The following is a 14,438-nucleotide window of genomic DNA, read 5'->3' as shown; positions in this document are numbered from 1 at the left end:
ATGCCGGCCCGATCCCCGTTGCGCAGCGCGGTCTGCACCACCTGCGCGGCACCGCGCACCGTCCGCTCGGTGGAGGCCGTTGCCGGGCCGGCCGGCTGCGGATAGCCGTCGATGAGCACCACCACATCGGCGGACCGGTCGGTCAACCGCTGCGTCACATGCAGGCGGCCGCGGCGGGCGCTCACCGGCCAGTTGACGGTGCGCAGCTGGTCACCGGGCACATAGGTGCGAATGTCGGCGTACTCGACGCCGCGGCCGATGTGCCGGGTCAGGTGGGTGCCGAGCCGATCGAGCAGCTCGGTCGGTGGGAGCGCCGTCGGTTGCGGCGGCGTCATCGGAAACACCGTCACATCGGCTGCGTCGACGGTGCCCGTCCCGGTCAGCAGCCCGCCATGCGCGACGACCTCGACCGTGGCCCGGATGGGATAACGGCCCCAGCGTTCGGCTGTGGTGGCCACCGTCTGCCGCTGACGCGACGTTCGATCCAGAACTTCTAGTCGCATCCCCTCGACTGCTGACACCGTGAGTCCTACTGCAGCACCATAGGTTTCAGTGGTAGCCCAGACGGTGAGCTGCGCCTGCTCAGTTTCAAAGCACCGCTGTGAATCCGGTTCTGCATGCACGTTCACCTTCGGCAGTGGCCGCTGCCAGCTGATTGAACACAACACGCCAAGCAGCGGCGCCGCGAACGCAATCAGCTGCCAGCGCGATCCGATCAACGCGACAGCTAGCGCAAGCGCGGCACAGGTCGCTATTGCACGCGTCAATGTCGATGCGCGCCAGTGTAAATGGACTTCCCTGGTCTCGATCACGTCGTTGCGTCGCTTACTCCGGACCGCCGCCCGTTCGGGGAACCGGTAGCCGCCGTAGCAGCTCCTCGACGATATCGGAGCCTTGAATCTTTCGTACCCACATCTCCGGCCGCAAGGTGATCCGATGCGCCACAGCGGGGGTGGCCAGCGCCTTGATGTCTTCGGGTATTACGTAATCGCGGCCAAGCAGTAGGGCACGGGCGCGGGCGAGCTGGACCAGGTCGATTTCCGCACGTGGGCTGGCGCCGACCGCTACTTGAGGGTGGTGACGGGTCGCAGCGGCCAGCGAGACCACGTAATGCAAGACGTCCTCGTGCACACTCACCTGTTCGACCGACTCGCGCATGGCCAGTAGATCGTGAGCGTCGACAACTTGACTGACGGTTGGCTCGGCCGAGCCGCGATCCAGCCGACGACGCAACATCGAGGCCTCGTCGCGCTCGGAGAGGTAACGCAGTTCGAGCCGAACCGCGAACCGGTCCAGTTGTGCCTCGGGCAACGGGTAGGTGCCTTCGTATTCGATCGGGTTGTCGGTAGCCAAAACAATGAACGGCTTTGGCAGCGGGTGTGTTACGCCGTCGATACTCACCTGGCGCTCGGCCATCGCCTCCAGTAAAGCCGCCTGGGTTTTTGGCGGCGTCCGGTTGATTTCGTCGGCAAGCAGGAGGTTGGTGAAGATCGGCCCCGGACGAAACTCGAAGCGACCCGACTGCATGTCGTAAATCGTCGAGCCGAGCAGGTCCGCGGGCAGCAGGTCGGGGGTGAACTGCACGCGGGTGAAATCCAGCCCGAGCGCTGCGGCGAAAGACCGGGCGATCAGCGTCTTGCCCAGGCCGGGCAAATCTTCGATGAGTACGTGCCCGCGGGCGAGCACCGTGGTGAGGATGAGGGTGAGCGCGGCTCGCTTTCCCACCACGACGCGCTCGATCTCGTCGAGCACGGCCACCGCGCGGGCCGTGGTGACCTCAGCCGGCATCGTCATACCGCCTCCAACCTTTCCAGGATTTCCGCGAGCGTCGCTCGGCCCGGCCCGGGTTCGCGCGCCCCGGTTTGCGCGACGTTGTTGGGATTCACCCACGCCCACAGTTGCGGGCCGAAAAGCATTCGGCCGCTGGCATCGAACGCTGCCGGGTCTTTGGCCTGGCTTTGGCCGGTGGTAATCGCGAACCGGCGGGCCAGCATCGGACGCAGGTGTCGGTCCCAATCGGCTCGGGTGGATTCCGAGCGGTGGATCAGCGTTTCAGTTCGGGATAGCCAACTACGTAGCGATTCCTCAAGGGCGTTCGGGGCTGCGACGGGCGGCGATTCGACACCGTGGCCGAGGACCTGGCGCACACTGACCAATGCGAACAGCGCCGCGACACCGGCTGCCCAGAGCACAAATCGACGATCGTGCAGCAACAGCGTAGCCAGCTCCGCGGACAATATGATCGAAATGCCGAGGGCTATTTGCCTTTTCACACGCGCCGCCCTTTCATACCAGGTTCCGCAATTCAGCCAGAACCAGCTGCAGCACGCGTAATGCGCTCGTGCGATGCGCCTCGCTCATTACATGTGGACTGAACCGGGCCTCTTCGAACAAGTTCACCAGCTCGCTGGCGTTATCGACATGCAGCGCGTGGTTTTCGACGGCCCGGGCCAGCACCTCGGTGGGGGTATCGAAGTCCTGCGGCACGGCCCCGGGAACATGAGCCAGCTCGCGTTCCATCGCCGCATAACAAGCGATGATCGCCTCCCGCGGTTCGCGGCTGCGGTCCCCGATTTCGGCTAATCCGACTTCGGCTGCCCGCACCAGCGACTCGGAGGTGCCCATGGGTGGTGGGGCCGGGCGGGTCGGTTCGGCAGCGACGAGGGGCGCCTCCCCGACACGTCGCCGGCGCGCGGCGACAACTGCGCCCGCGACGGCCAGCACCAGCACCGCCACCGCAGTCGCGATCAGGTAGCGCGGCATGCCACGATCTCCGTCCACGTCCGGGGGCCTGGATTGTGGGGGGGCGTTAGTGCCGGGCGTGGGGGCGCTTGATCCGGGTGCGGGCCGGGCCGGACCGGCGGTGTGCAGCACGAGGAACTGCGAAAGCAGCCAAACCGTCAGCAGCCATGCAACGAGCACTCCGGCCCCGATCACCAACACTTGCCAAGCCGGTCGGCCCCGGCCGCCGGAAAACCGTTCCGGCAGCCCGCCGGCGCTGGGCGCCGCCTTACGCGGTTCGCGGAGCCGGACGATGATCGCTACAGCCAAAATAATTACCGACATGCTGAGCATGGCGATCACATAGACCAGCGACGCGCCACTATCCGGTGGGCTTTTCCGCGCGGCACGCTCGACGCCGGGAAGGTAGCCGCGTAACGACGCAGCAATAACGATCAGCAGCACGATCACGGCGACCACGCGGCCTGTCGCCTTGTCAAACATTGGCACACCACTCGACCGGTTGCCTGCCGCGGGCGCGGCATTCGGTCTGCTCATCCTGGCACGTAGTCCACCCGCGTTGCCAGCGATCGGTGCCTTTGCGCCGATTCGCGACCGGCTAGCTGTTGTGCTCGGCGATCTCGGCAAGCCGGTCGAGGGATGCCCGAAGCCGCTCCGGCGTCGTTTGGCGGGCGCGAGGTAGGCGATTCTTGTCGGTCAATCGGGACCAGTCGTACGTATGGGTCACCCGTGTACTGGTTTCGTCGATGGGTTCGAGCTCCCAGCGCCACAGATGGCCCGGCGGTCGCCGACCCGATTCCGATGGGAACCAGGCGATGCGACGTCCCTCCTCGAATTCCACGATGTGGTTCTCGCGGGTGCTGCCGAGGGTGAGGGTCATGATGAAGACGTCTCCGACGCTGCGGACGCGTTGTCCTGGTTCGGCTTCGGCGAGGTTGTCGTTGCCGTCCCACAACGGCTGCTGTGAGGGATCCGCGATCAGTTCGAAGATTTGGTTGGTGCTCGCGGCGATCTCGCGGCTCGCGCTTACCACTCGGGGGACATCGGTGTCGTCGGCCATGCCTTATCGAAGCATTGAACGCATCAAGGCCGGCGATAGGGCGTGAGGTAGGGCGGCAGCGAAACAGCCGGGTCCAGGTCGTCGGCGGGCAGGGGTGTGCCTGCCGTGAGGGTCAGCGGCACGAACCCGGCCCAGTGCGGCAGCGCGGTGTCCTGCTCGTCATCGACCGGTCCCCCATCACGCACCTTGGCGGAGACTTCGACGAGGTCGAGGGCAAGTACGGCGGTGGCCGCGAGTTCGCGGGTGTTCGGGGGTCTGCTGTCGGCGGACCGGCCGGCCGCTACGTGATCGAGCAGGGCTGCTAACGCGCGCAGTTTCTCGCGCCGCTCTTGGACCAGCCGTGCGCTGCCCACCACGACCACCGACCGGTATTTCAGCGAATGGTGCAACGCCGCGCGGGCCAGCACCAGGCCGTCCACCAGGGTGACGGTGACGCAGACCGGCAGGCCTTCCGCAGACCCCGCCGCCGCGAGCATCGGGCCGCTGCCGGTGGATCCGTGCAGGTACAAGATTTCGCCCAGTCGCGCGTGGGTGGTGGGCAACACGACCGGTCGACCAGCATTGAGGTAGCCGACATGACAGATCAGAGCCTCGTCGACAATGCCGTGCACGGTCGCCCGGTCGTAGCTGGCGCGCTCGCGATACCGGGTAGGCACGGTCCGGGGGGTGGGCGGGTACGCCTGCGCCGTCGCCAACGGTTGCCTCCGCTTTTGTACTAGTACATAATGGTCTGTGTGCTAGGACAATACACCATTCGGGGCGCGGGCGCCGATGCGATTGCCACCGACATCGAAGAGGCCATCTCGGCGGGCGCATTGGCGCCCGGCGCCGAGTTGCCTGCGATAAGGGAGCTGGCCAGGCAACTCGGCGTCAACGCCAACACGGTTGGCGCGGCTTACCGTCTGCTGCGGGAACGCGGTGCCGTCGAGACTGCGGGCCGACGCGGCACCCGAGTCCGGGACCGGCCGGCGACCACGCCACGCTCGCTGCGTGGGTTCGCCGTGCCGCAGGGGGTGCGGGACCTTTCCACCGGCAACCCTGATCCGGCCCTGCTGCCAATCGCCGCCGCACAACTTCTGCGTGGCGGTTCGCAGCGGCGGACCCCGCTGCTCTACGGGGAACCGGCAGTCTCCTCCGAGTTGGCCGAAAACGCCCGGGCGTCGCTGACCGCCGATGGCGTTCCGGCCGACCACCTCGCGGTAATCGCCGGGGCTCTGGACGGCATCGAACGGGTCCTCACTGCGCACCTACGGCCCGGCGACCGGATAGCGGTCGAGGATCCCGGGTGGGCGAATCTTCTGGATCTGCTTGCCGCGCTGGGTTTTTCGGTCGAACCAATCAGGGTTGACGACGACGGGCCGCTGGCCGGCGATGTGGCACGGGCGCTGCGCCGCGGCGTTCGGGCCGTCGTGGTGACCACCCGGGCCCAGAACCCGACCGGCGCCGCCGTCTCCGCTGCGCGTGCCGCCGAGCTGCGTCAGCTGTTGGCCGACCATGCCGACGTTCTGCTCATCGAAGACGACCACTGCGCGGGTATCGCCGGCGTAGGACTGCACACCTTGGCCCGTACGACACGGCACTGGGCATTCGTGCGGTCGGCATCCAAGGCATACGGCCCAGACCTGAGGCTGGCGCTGCTCGCCGGCGACCACCGCACGGTCGAGCGGGTGCACGGGCGGCTGCGTCTGGGACCGGGTTGGGTCAGTTACCTGCTGCAGGACCTTGTCGTCAGCTTGTGGCGCGACAAGGTGGCAACACGCCTGGTGCACAAGGCCGAAGCCGTCTACACCCGCAACCGCACCCTGCTGCAGGAGGCGCTGACCGAGCGCGGTGTGACGTCGCATGGCCGATCCGGCCTCAACGTATGGGTTCCGGTGCCGGACGAAACCGTGGCGATCACCCGGCTACTCAGCGCGGGCTGGGCCGCGGCGCCGGGAACACGGTTCAGGATCGGCACGCCGCCGGGAATGCGGATCACCGTCTCAAGTCTCGACGCAGGCGAAATCGACGCGCTCGCCGACGCGGTCGCCGAGGCTCTGCAGGCAGTCGGACGCGCCAGCGTGTGAGTCAGACGTGCAAAACCCCACTGCAGACTGTGACGGCATGGCCGATGAGGACGACGTGATCGCCTTCTAACCGTATCCGCAGCAGCCCACCACGTTGGGAGGCTTGTTCGGCGAGTAACTCAGGCGCGGGTAGCCGCTCCGACCACCAACTGGCGAGGGTGCAATGTGCCGATCCAGTTACTGGGTCTTCGAGTATGCCAGCGCGTGGAGCGAAGACGCGGCTGACGATGTCGGCTTCACGATCGCCGGCGGCGGTGACGATCACCGCCCGCGCGTCGATATTCGCCAGTACCGCGGGATTGGGAATTAGTGCGCGGACTTCGGCAGCGCATGCAGCCTCCACCAACAGATCGTGGCGTCCGCGCCATACCGAGCACAACGTAATACCAGGGAGCCCTTCAACCAAGTCGGCCGTCTGCGGCTCAGGGCGAGGTGGATCCGTGGGAAACCGCATGCTAATTGCGCCGTCGGAGCCGCCTGTGCAGTTCAATGTCCCGCCACGCGTCTGGAACGTCTGATCACCGCCGAGGATATGCGCCGCGGCCAAGGTACCGCTTCCACACAACGCCAGTTCGGTGGTCGGGCTGAACCAGCGCAGGCTCTTCGGCTGGGCGTCGGGGCTTGAGATGTCCGCAAAAGCGGTGGCGGGGAGATTGAATTCGGCGGCAACAGCCTGCATCCGGTCGGGATCGACCGGCTGGTCGACTAGCACGACACCGGTTGGGTTGCCCCGAAACATGTTCTGCGTGAAGGTATCCACCACATAAACGCGCATCTGCCTATCGAAGCATCGGCGGCCCAGACGATGGAAGCCCCAGTTATCCACAGTCGTCATTTGGTCCACACGCCGGGCGTTTTTGGTTTCTCAGAGGGGGATCAGAGGGGAATTGTCGGGCTCGTTCTTACCGTCGAAGTATGGGTTCAGCAGTCGGCACCGAGCAGGCGCGGGAACGGATCAACGCCGCTCTCGATGCGATTGACGCTGCCCACCACGTGTTGCGCGATACGTCTTCGGATCTGCTAGGCAACAAGTTTCGCGTCAACGTCGCTGAGCAGTTGGAAACCCAGAACCGGACCAATCGCGGGCTGATGTATCGATTCTTCGGGGAGATCGCCGACCCGCCCGACGAATCCGGGGCGATAGCAGTGATGCGGTCCGCACTGTGGGCACGACTGCGCATCACGCCCAACGAAATAACTCGTCGGTTCAAACTCGCAGCCCGCATTCAGCCGCGGCGGTCGTTGACTGGCCCGGCGCTGCCGCCGGAGTTGCCGGCGTTGGCGGCCGCGGTCGAGGCCGGCGCTATCGGCGAAGACCACATCCGTGCGGTATGCCGAGCAGTCGACGTGTTGCCCGCCCGCGTCTCGCCCACCCACGTGACAATCGCCGAGCGCAAGCTGGTCGAGCATGCGACCAAGGTCGATGCCGGCATCGTGGTCAAAATCGGTCAACGCATCGCGGACTACCTCAATCCCGATGGCCTTTTCAGCGACGAAGATCGGGCACGGCGCCGCGGCCTGCACCTTGGCCCGCAGGGCCCTGACGGCATGTCCCCGCTGTCCGGCTTGCTCGATCCCGAAGCCCGTGCCTACTTCGAGGCCATCGAAGCAGCGGTGCGGCCTGGTCGCCATCTTCCCGAGGGCAAAGGTAGAGACCCAGAGGCGCGGGATGATCGCACGCCCGCTCAACGGTGCCACGACGCGTTGAAACTCGGCCTGGAAACCGCGATCGCTTCCGGTGGACTCGGTGTGCACCGCGGCCACCCGGTCACCGTGGTGGTGACTACATCATTGGACGACCTAGACCGGGCCGCCCGAGCCGCCGTTGATCCGTCGATCCCGATGCCGGCGGCCGCGACGACCGGTGGTGGCTCCCGACTTCCGATGCCGGATCTGATCGGCATGGCGGCCAAAACAATTCATTATCTTGCGGTGTTCGACGACCACACTGAACGGCCGCTGTACCTGGGGCGTCAAAAACGCGTTGCCAGCGCCGACCAAAGGCTGATCTGCCACGCCCGCGACCGGGGCTGCACCCGTCCCAATTGTCTTGAATCGGGGTATCGCTGCGAGGTGCACCATTCACCGGACTGGGCCCGCGGCGGCCACACCGACGCGGACAAACTGTTCTTCGCGTGCGGCGCAGACCATGCCATGGCAAGCCGAGGCGAACAGCGCACCCAGGTCACGGACAGCGGGCGACTGGGATGGACTGATGGGACCGGTCCGCCCGAAATCAACTACGTCCATCACCCCGACGAACTCCTTCGTGGTGACCCCGATCCGCCCACCCGCTAACGTGGGATGCGATGATCGGCGATCGTTGGAACGTGACGGACGACGAGGTCGCCCGGCGCTACCCGTGCGACGACTTCGTCCACGTGCCGACCCTGCAGGCATGGCGCGGAGTTTCCGTCCATGCCACACCAGAAGCGTTGTGGCCGTGGGTTGGCCAGATCAGGATCGCGCCGTACTCCTATGACTGGATCGACAACCTCGGCCGTCGCTCACCACAGCAGTTGATGGGCTTGCCTGAGCCGGCGGTCGGCGAGCCGTTCACCACTGCCGCAACGCGGCGCTTTGGGCGCATCCTCGCCGTCGAGCCGCCCAAGCAGCTCACCGGTGAAATTATGGGCGCCTGCATCTCTTATGTCCTGGTACCGGAAGGCCAGACAACACGGTTGCTGATGAAAATCGTTACGCCCATGAGCCGTTGGCTCACCCTCGGGCTATCGGTCGGCGATCTGATCATGGCTCGCCGGCAACTACGCAACATCAAACGCCTCGCCGAACAACCCCGGCCGGTGGCACACTAGGCCTGTGCCGCCGTATCGGGACGTCGCCGAGTTCAACGATCGGGCCGGGAGCTACGACCATGGCTGGCGGGGTCGCCTCCATCACGAGATCGCGGAGCGCACCGCCAGCCTCGCTGTGGCTGCCGTCCCAGCACCAAACCGGGTGCTCGATTTGGGCTGTGGAACCGGTTATCTGCTGCGCGTACTGGCAGACCGCTACCCCGACGCCGAACAGCTTGTTGGCATCGACGCCGCGCCCGCGATGGTCAAGACTGCCAATGCCGTTACCCAAGACGACCGGTTGACGTTCGCCGCCGGCGTCGCCGAACAGATCGGCTATCCCGACGAGACGTTCGACCTAATCGTCAGCACGACGTCATTCGATCACTGGTCTGACCAGCAAGCGGGACTGCGCGAATGCGCCCGGGTGCTGCGTGGCGGTGGCCGGCTGGTACTCGTCGACCAATTCTCCTGGTGGCTGATGCCGACGATGCTCACCAGCCGCCGCGGCAAAGCCCGCACCAGGCGCCGCGCCACCCGTCTGTTGCTGCGTGCCGGGTTCGCCTCCCCGCGCTGGCACCGGCTGCACGCGGTGATCATCAACGCGGTCGCCGCGACCAAGCCGGCCTAAGACTGAAACGAGCGGAAGCTGCCGTCGAGCACCTGCAGATGACCGATCGTTCGCCCGGTGACGACCTCCGGATCCACCAGCGCCAACTCCACTGCTGCGTGCGCGAAATCCTCGGCCTGCGCCACATCATCGAATCCAGGCGCGTAGTACGAAAGTCCTGGCGTCATTATCGGTTTCGACGGTGACAGAGCGTTGACCGCGATGTGATGGGCCTGCAGATCGTAGGCCGCACACCACGTCAAGTGTTCCAGCGCAGCCTTGGATCCGCCGTAGCCAGGCAGCACACCGCCGCTGCGGTCCGGGTAGGGCCCGTCACCCGGCATTCGCGACGCGACGGAGGTGATGTTGATGATCGAGCCGCTCTTCGCGGCGATCATGTCGGGGCAGACTAGCTGGATCAACTCGTAGGCCGCGAACACCGCGATCTCGAAGTGCCGCCGGTAGGCGCCCAGCGGTGTACCGAGCAGCGGCGGCCAATCGGGTTTGGCCGCGACCGGCGAAGCTTTGGCCGGCCTGGCGCGCGTGTCGTCACCGGGCCGCGGCGGACGACCGGGCGCCGTGAACGCTGCATTGTTGACCAGAATCGTGATGGGGCCCAACGTATCTCGGGCCTGACCGACGAGCCGCGTGATATCGTCGCGGTCCAGCAGGTCGGCCCGGATGGCGACCGCGCGTCCGCCGGCCGACTCGATGTCGGCGACGGTCTCGCCGATGGTCCCGGGCAGCCGTTCGTCCCAGACACTTTCGGTGCGCCCAATCACCGCGACCGCCGCGCCCTGAGCCGCCAGCGCCAGAGCGGTAGCGCGGCCCAATCCACGGCTGGCGCCGGTGACGATCGCGGCCCGGCCGTCCAGTCGTCCGGTCATCGGCCCGACCCTACCTCTCGGGTGACACCGTGAACGAGGATGGCGGTGGTCTGATCCACCCAGGCATCGTCGAGTTGTTCGTCCGGACGCAGCAGTAGCCGCAACAACGTTGCTCCACCGATCAACTCGATCAGCCGGTCCGGGTCGATGTCGGGATGCACCTCGCCGCGATCGACGCCCTCGCTCAGCCGCGCCCGCACAGCCGTGAACAGATCCGCGAAACGCGACATCACCCGGGCGTTGAGCTCCGAGTCAGCACTCATGTCGGCGACCAGCCCGGGCAACGCGGCGCACACCACCGGGGTGGTGAACACATCCCGCGCGGCAGCGATCATCGCCCGTACATCAGCCGCCATGTCGCCTGCCGGAGCCACCAGCGCCGTGGGCGCCACCGGAAACGCGGCCTCGTGCACCAATTCGGCCTTGCTCGACCACCGGCGGTACAACGCCGTCTTGGTGGTTCCGGCGCGTTCGGCGACCGCGGCCAACGTGAGGTTCGAATAGCCGATTTGCACAAGCAGATCCGCGGTCGCCGTCAATATGGCAGCGTCGATACGCGGATCACGGGGCCGTCCGGCACCCGGGGCCTTGTCAACCGAGGGTGGGTCTGCTTTCATAACGCTACCTACCGTATCGTAATTGCCTCATGAAGGAGGCACCTGTGGCCAATGAACCTGTGCTCGACAAAGTCGACCGACTTCAGCGCTCGAGCCGCGACGTCACCGCGCTGCCCGCGGTGATGTCGCAGTGGTTGTCGACGGTGCTCCCGGGCGACGCTACGCCCGAGATCACCGTGGAAAGCGGCATCGACTCGACCGGCATGTCGTCGGAGACCATCATTTTGACCGCCAGCTGGGAGCAGGACGGCCAGCCGGTAACGCAGAAGCTGGTGGCCCGGGTGGCGCCTACCGCCGAGGATGTCCAGGTCTTCCCGATCTATCGGCTTGACCACCAGTTCGACGTGATACGGATGGTCGGCGAGCTGACCGAGGTTCCGGTTCCGCAAGTGCGCTGGCTCGAGCCGACCGGCGACGTCTTAGGGACACCCTTCTTCCTGATGGACTACGTCGAGGGCGAAGTGCCGCCCGACGTCATGCCCTACACCTTCGGTGGCAACTGGTTCGCCGACGCGGCGCCCGAGCGTCAGCGCGAGCTGCAGGACGCCACCGTCGAGGTGCTGGCATCACTGCATTCAATCCCTAACGCCGAAGCCACATTTGGCTTTCTCGCTGAGGATCAAACGGGCGACACCGCACTGCGCAAGCACTTCAACTGGGTGCGGTCCTGGTACGACTTCGCGGTGCCCGATATCGGACGATCACCTCTGCTGGAGCGGACTTTTGGGTGGCTGGACGACAACTGGCCGCAACAGGTGGCCGCCAGCGAGCCGGTGCTGCTGTGGGGCGACGCCCGGGTGGGCAACGTGTTGTATCGCGATTTTCGGCCGGTGGCGGTATTGGACTGGGAGATGGTGACGCTAGGTCCACGCGAGCTAGACGTTGCATGGATGATCTTTGCGCACATGGTCTTTCAGGAGCTCGCCGGCCTGGCGACACTGCCGGGTCTGCCGGAGGTGATGCGTGAAAAGGACGTTCGCGCCACCTATCAGCGGCTCACCGGCGTCGAAGTCGCTGACCTGCACTGGTTCTACGTCTACTCAGGGGTGATGTGGGCTTGTGTGTTCATGCGTACCGGTGCGCGGCGAGTGCACTTCGGGGAAACCGAGAGACCTGAAAACGTGGAATCGCTTTTCTACCACGCCGGACTGCTGAAGCGTCTAATCGGAGAGGATCAGTAATGCTCGGACCGCTCGACGAGTTTCCGGTACATCAGGTCCCTCAGCCGATCGCGTGGCCGGGTTCCTCCGACCGGAACTTCTACGATCGCTCCTACTTCAACGCCCACGACCGCACCGGAAACATCTTCGTGATTAGCGGCATCGGCTATTACCCCAACCTCGGGGTCAAGGATGCGTTCGTGCTGATCAGGCGCGGCGATACCCAAACCGCGGTGCACCTCTCGGATGCCATCGACCAAGATCGGCTCAACCAGAACGTCAACGGCTACCGGGTCGAGGTCAGCGAGCCGCTGCACAAGCTTCGGTTGATCCTCGACGAAACCGAAGGCATCGCAGCCGATCTCACCTGGCAAGGCCTGTTCGACGTCGTCCAGGAGCAGCCGTACATTCTGCGCTCGGGTAACCGGGTGACGCTGAACGCGCAGCGGTTCGCTCAGCTCGGCAGCTGGAGCGGACGGATCGTCATCGACGGGCAGGAGATCGCCGTCGACCCCGCCACCTGGATCGGCAGCCGCGACCGGTCCTGGGGCATCCGGCCGATCGGCGAACCTGAGCCGGCCGGCCGGCCCGCAGACCCGCCGTTCGAGGGCATGTGGTGGCTGTACATGCCGATGGCGTTCGACGACTTCGCCGTCGTGCTGATCATCCAGGAGGAGCCCAACGGATTCCGCTCGCTCAACGATTGCACCCGAGTCTGGCGCGACGGTCGTGTCGAACAGCTGGGTTGGCCGCGGGTCAAGATCCGCTACCGCTCCGGCACCCGCATCCCGACCGGCGCGACGATCGATGCGACCGCCCCCGACGGCACACCGGTCCACTTCGAGGTGGAGTCCAAGCTGCCCGTTCCCATCCACGTCGGCGGCGGCTACGGCGGCGACTCGGACTGGCTGCACGGCATGTGGAAGGGCGATAAGTTCGTCGAACGGCTGACCTACGACATGACCGACCCGGCGATCATCGCGCGATCCGGCTTCGGCGTCATCGACCACGTCGGTCGCGCGGTGTGCCGCGACGGCGACGGCAATCCGCTGGAGGGTTGGGGTCTCTACGAACACGGCGCGCTGGGCCGCCACGACCCGTCGGGGTTCGCCGACTGGCTAACCGCGGCGCCCTAGGGCAGGCGCCGAATGTGGGGTTGATGCACGCTTTTCGCGGGCGATTTCAGGCGATGGATGCAACAGCGGGTGGTTTGGACGGGTCTGAGAGTAGTTCGTCGAGTGCTTCGGCGGGTGTCTTCCAGCCCAGGGTTTGACGGGGTCGTCGGTTGAGTTTGGTTGCCACGTAGTCGAGATAGTCGGCCGGGAACACCGATAAGTCCTTGCCTTTAGCAAAGTATTGGCGCAGCAGTCCGTTGGTGTTTTCATTAGTCCCACGCTGCCAGGGTGAATGCGGATCACAGAAGTAGATGTCCAACTGGGCGGCGGCAGCGATTGCGATGTGGTTGGCCATCTCAGGGCCCTGGTCCCACGTCAGGGTCCGTCGCAGGATCGTTGGCAGGCTCGCCATTTTCGCTACGATCGTTTCTTGGACGGCCATCGCCGTGTGGTCGTCGGGCAGATGTAGCAGCATCACGAATCGGGTGCTGCGTTCAACCAGGGTGCCGATCGCCGAGCCCGATGCGACGCTGCCCAGGATCAGATCACCCTCCCAATGCCCGGGCACTGCCCGATCCTCGACTTCGGGTGGGCGCTGGCTGATGTTGATCATGTTCGGGATGCGCCCGCGTCGCTCGCCGGGGCGCCGTTGGGGTTTGCGCAGCGCCCGCCCGGTGCGCAGACAGGTGTGCAGCTCGCGGCGCAGATTGCCTTTGCCCTGCACATAAATCGACTGGTAGATGGTTTCGTGGGACACCCGCATCTCCCTATCGTCGGGAAAATCCATCGGCAACCGCTTGGCGATCTGCTTGGGACTGTGCTGCTCTGACAACCGCGTCTGCACCTCATCATGCAACCGCTCGCTGGTGGCCAGCTTGCCCGGTTTGGGGCGGCGCGCCCGCTGATCGGAGCGGGCCTGAGCGATCAGCGCGTCGTAGTGGACCTCAGCGCTGCGTCCACTCTGTCGAGCCCCGAATGCGTGCTTGCGCCGATAGCCCGACTTGCGCCCGTCGTAGCTTTTGCCGATTCCATTGTTGTCGATCTCGCGCTTGATCGTCGATGCTGGCCGGCTCAGCCGGTTGCCCATCGAGTGCAACGATTCGTCTGTCCGGACGCCGAACTCGATCTCGATCCGATCCTTGAAGGTCAGCCTCGGACACGGGCCAGAGGTCTTCGGTTCACACAGCCGCGGTTTCACACCGCCAACATCAGCAAACCATTTCCAGCCGGTGCGAGCCGACACGCCGACAGCCACACCCGCCTCCGCGGCAGTGCAGCCATTACCAATGTGACCCCAGAACTGACCGACAACAGACCTCAACGGCGGAAGAGGCACAGCAACACTCCTAAATCAGATGTGTTGCATCCACCCCTTGAAGGGAAGGC

16 protein-coding genes are annotated in these 14,438 nt (G+C 65.5%); 6 read left to right on the top strand and 10 right to left on the bottom strand.

Translation table 11 applies throughout. From position 1 onward, the window contains the following. From WAN71_RS03685 to WAN71_RS03660, 6 genes are all read right to left on the bottom strand, one after another. The coding region (locus WAN71_RS03685; RefSeq protein WP_422224032.1) for a DUF58 domain-containing protein at nt 1-812 on the bottom strand (812 nt) is incomplete at its 3' end. Between the two features lie 13 nt (nt 813-825). Beyond that, nucleotides 826-1,794: an AAA family ATPase gene (locus tag WAN71_RS03680; RefSeq protein WP_422224031.1), complete on the bottom strand. Its 969-nt coding sequence runs from the start codon at nt 1,792-1,794 to the stop codon at nt 826-828. Then, nucleotides 1,791-2,273 carry a hypothetical protein gene (locus WAN71_RS03675; protein WP_422224030.1) on the bottom strand — a complete coding sequence of 161 codons (483 nt, stop codon included), beginning with the start codon at nt 2,271-2,273 and terminating at the stop codon, nt 1,791-1,793. The genes WAN71_RS03680 and WAN71_RS03675 overlap by 4 nt, the downstream gene beginning before the upstream one ends. A gap of 13 nt (nt 2,274-2,286) precedes the next feature. Beyond that, nucleotides 2,287-3,225, bottom strand: coding sequence for a DUF4129 domain-containing protein (locus tag WAN71_RS03670; RefSeq protein WP_422224029.1), 939 nt, complete (start codon nt 3,223-3,225; stop codon nt 2,287-2,289). 115 nt (nt 3,226-3,340) lie between these two features. Further along, nucleotides 3,341-3,802 carry an SRPBCC family protein gene (locus WAN71_RS03665; RefSeq protein WP_422224028.1) on the bottom strand — a complete coding sequence of 154 codons (462 nt, stop codon included), beginning with the start codon at nt 3,800-3,802 and terminating at the stop codon, nt 3,341-3,343. Between the two features lie 23 nt (nt 3,803-3,825). Continuing rightward, on the bottom strand, nt 3,826-4,497 hold the full coding sequence (locus WAN71_RS03660) for a pyridoxamine 5'-phosphate oxidase family protein (protein WP_422224027.1): 672 nt from the start codon (nt 4,495-4,497) through the stop codon (nt 3,826-3,828). A 39-nt stretch (nt 4,498-4,536) separates the two neighbouring features. Here WAN71_RS03660 and WAN71_RS03655 point away from each other — a divergent pair, with 39 nt between their 5' ends. Beyond that, entirely contained in the window at nt 4,537-5,868 is a 1,332-nt protein-coding gene (locus WAN71_RS03655; RefSeq protein ID WP_422224026.1) for an aminotransferase class I/II-fold pyridoxal phosphate-dependent enzyme, read from the top strand. 1 nt (nt 5,869) lies between these two features. On the opposite strand, the gene WAN71_RS03650 is transcribed toward WAN71_RS03655, so the two are convergent. Next, entirely contained in the window at nt 5,870-6,643 is a 774-nt protein-coding gene (locus tag WAN71_RS03650) for a PhzF family phenazine biosynthesis protein (protein ID WP_422224025.1), read from the bottom strand. Between the two features lie 140 nt (nt 6,644-6,783). Here WAN71_RS03650 and WAN71_RS03645 point away from each other — a divergent pair, with 140 nt between their 5' ends. Genes WAN71_RS03645 through WAN71_RS03635 form a run of 3 tightly spaced genes read left to right on the top strand, consistent with a single transcriptional unit; the run spans nt 6,784 to nt 9,294 of the window. Next, nucleotides 6,784-8,166: a 13E12 repeat family protein gene (locus WAN71_RS03645; RefSeq protein WP_422224024.1), complete on the top strand. Its 1,383-nt coding sequence runs from the start codon at nt 6,784-6,786 to the stop codon at nt 8,164-8,166. A gap of 11 nt (nt 8,167-8,177) precedes the next feature. Further along, nucleotides 8,178-8,684 carry a polyketide cyclase gene (locus WAN71_RS03640; RefSeq protein ID WP_422224023.1) on the top strand — a complete coding sequence of 169 codons (507 nt, stop codon included), beginning with the start codon at nt 8,178-8,180 and terminating at the stop codon, nt 8,682-8,684. A 4-nt stretch (nt 8,685-8,688) separates the two neighbouring features. Then, on the top strand, nt 8,689-9,294 hold the full coding sequence (locus WAN71_RS03635) for a class I SAM-dependent methyltransferase (RefSeq protein WP_422224022.1): 606 nt from the start codon (nt 8,689-8,691) through the stop codon (nt 9,292-9,294). On the opposite strand, the gene WAN71_RS03630 is transcribed toward WAN71_RS03635, so the two are convergent. Together WAN71_RS03630 and WAN71_RS03625 are read right to left on the bottom strand one after the other, a co-directional pair. Beyond that, nucleotides 9,291-10,160 (bottom strand): SDR family NAD(P)-dependent oxidoreductase, encoded by an 870-nt coding sequence (locus WAN71_RS03630; protein ID WP_422224021.1) that lies wholly within the window; start codon nt 10,158-10,160, stop codon nt 9,291-9,293. The genes WAN71_RS03635 and WAN71_RS03630 overlap by 4 nt on opposite strands. Beyond that, nucleotides 10,157-10,777: a TetR/AcrR family transcriptional regulator gene (locus WAN71_RS03625; RefSeq protein WP_422224020.1), complete on the bottom strand. Its 621-nt coding sequence runs from the start codon at nt 10,775-10,777 to the stop codon at nt 10,157-10,159. The genes WAN71_RS03630 and WAN71_RS03625 overlap by 4 nt, the downstream gene beginning before the upstream one ends. 44 nt (nt 10,778-10,821) lie before the next feature. Here WAN71_RS03625 and WAN71_RS03620 point away from each other — a divergent pair, with 44 nt between their 5' ends. Together WAN71_RS03620 and WAN71_RS03615 are read left to right on the top strand one after the other, a co-directional pair. Beyond that, nucleotides 10,822-11,958 (top strand): phosphotransferase family protein, encoded by a 1,137-nt coding sequence (locus WAN71_RS03620; protein WP_422224019.1) that lies wholly within the window; start codon nt 10,822-10,824, stop codon nt 11,956-11,958. Further along, nucleotides 11,958-13,073, top strand: a complete 1,116-nt coding sequence (locus WAN71_RS03615; protein WP_422224018.1) for a hypothetical protein — start codon at nt 11,958-11,960, stop codon at nt 13,071-13,073. The genes WAN71_RS03620 and WAN71_RS03615 overlap by 1 nt, the downstream gene beginning before the upstream one ends. Nucleotides 13,074-13,119: 46 nt before the next feature. Here WAN71_RS03615 and WAN71_RS03610 read toward each other — a convergent pair whose 3' ends face one another. Continuing rightward, nucleotides 13,120-14,388: an IS30 family transposase gene (locus WAN71_RS03610; protein ID WP_422224017.1), complete on the bottom strand. Its 1,269-nt coding sequence runs from the start codon at nt 14,386-14,388 to the stop codon at nt 13,120-13,122. Nucleotides 14,389-14,438 lie beyond the last annotated feature (50 nt).

The organism is Mycobacterium sp. (assembly GCF_049280035.1).
GTDB lineage: Bacteria > Actinomycetota > Actinomycetes > Mycobacteriales > Mycobacteriaceae > Mycobacterium.
Note: the sequence above shows the minus strand (reverse complement) of the source record. Positions and strands in the feature narration are given on the sequence as shown.

What these genes read in the sequence shown, in the direction of transcription:
- WAN71_RS03615 (WP_422224018.1), top strand. Translation starts at nt 11,958, where the DNA reads ATGCTCGGACCGCTCGACGAGTTTCCGGTACATCAGGTCCCTCAGCCG.
- WAN71_RS03650 (WP_422224025.1), bottom strand. Translation starts at nt 6,643, where the DNA reads ATGCGCGTTTATGTGGTGGATACCTTCACGCAGAACATGTTTCGGGGC.
- WAN71_RS03625 (WP_422224020.1), bottom strand. Translation starts at nt 10,777, where the DNA reads ATGAAAGCAGACCCACCCTCGGTTGACAAGGCCCCGGGTGCCGGACGG.
- WAN71_RS03640 (WP_422224023.1), top strand. Translation starts at nt 8,178, where the DNA reads ATGATCGGCGATCGTTGGAACGTGACGGACGACGAGGTCGCCCGGCGC.
- WAN71_RS03665 (WP_422224028.1), bottom strand. Translation starts at nt 3,802, where the DNA reads ATGGCCGACGACACCGATGTCCCCCGAGTGGTAAGCGCGAGCCGCGAG.
- WAN71_RS03630 (WP_422224021.1), bottom strand. Translation starts at nt 10,160, where the DNA reads ATGACCGGACGACTGGACGGCCGGGCCGCGATCGTCACCGGCGCCAGC.
- WAN71_RS03670 (WP_422224029.1), bottom strand. Translation starts at nt 3,225, where the DNA reads ATGTTTGACAAGGCGACAGGCCGCGTGGTCGCCGTGATCGTGCTGCTG.
- WAN71_RS03645 (WP_422224024.1), top strand. Translation starts at nt 6,784, where the DNA reads ATGGGTTCAGCAGTCGGCACCGAGCAGGCGCGGGAACGGATCAACGCC.
- WAN71_RS03680 (WP_422224031.1), bottom strand. Translation starts at nt 1,794, where the DNA reads ATGACGATGCCGGCTGAGGTCACCACGGCCCGCGCGGTGGCCGTGCTC.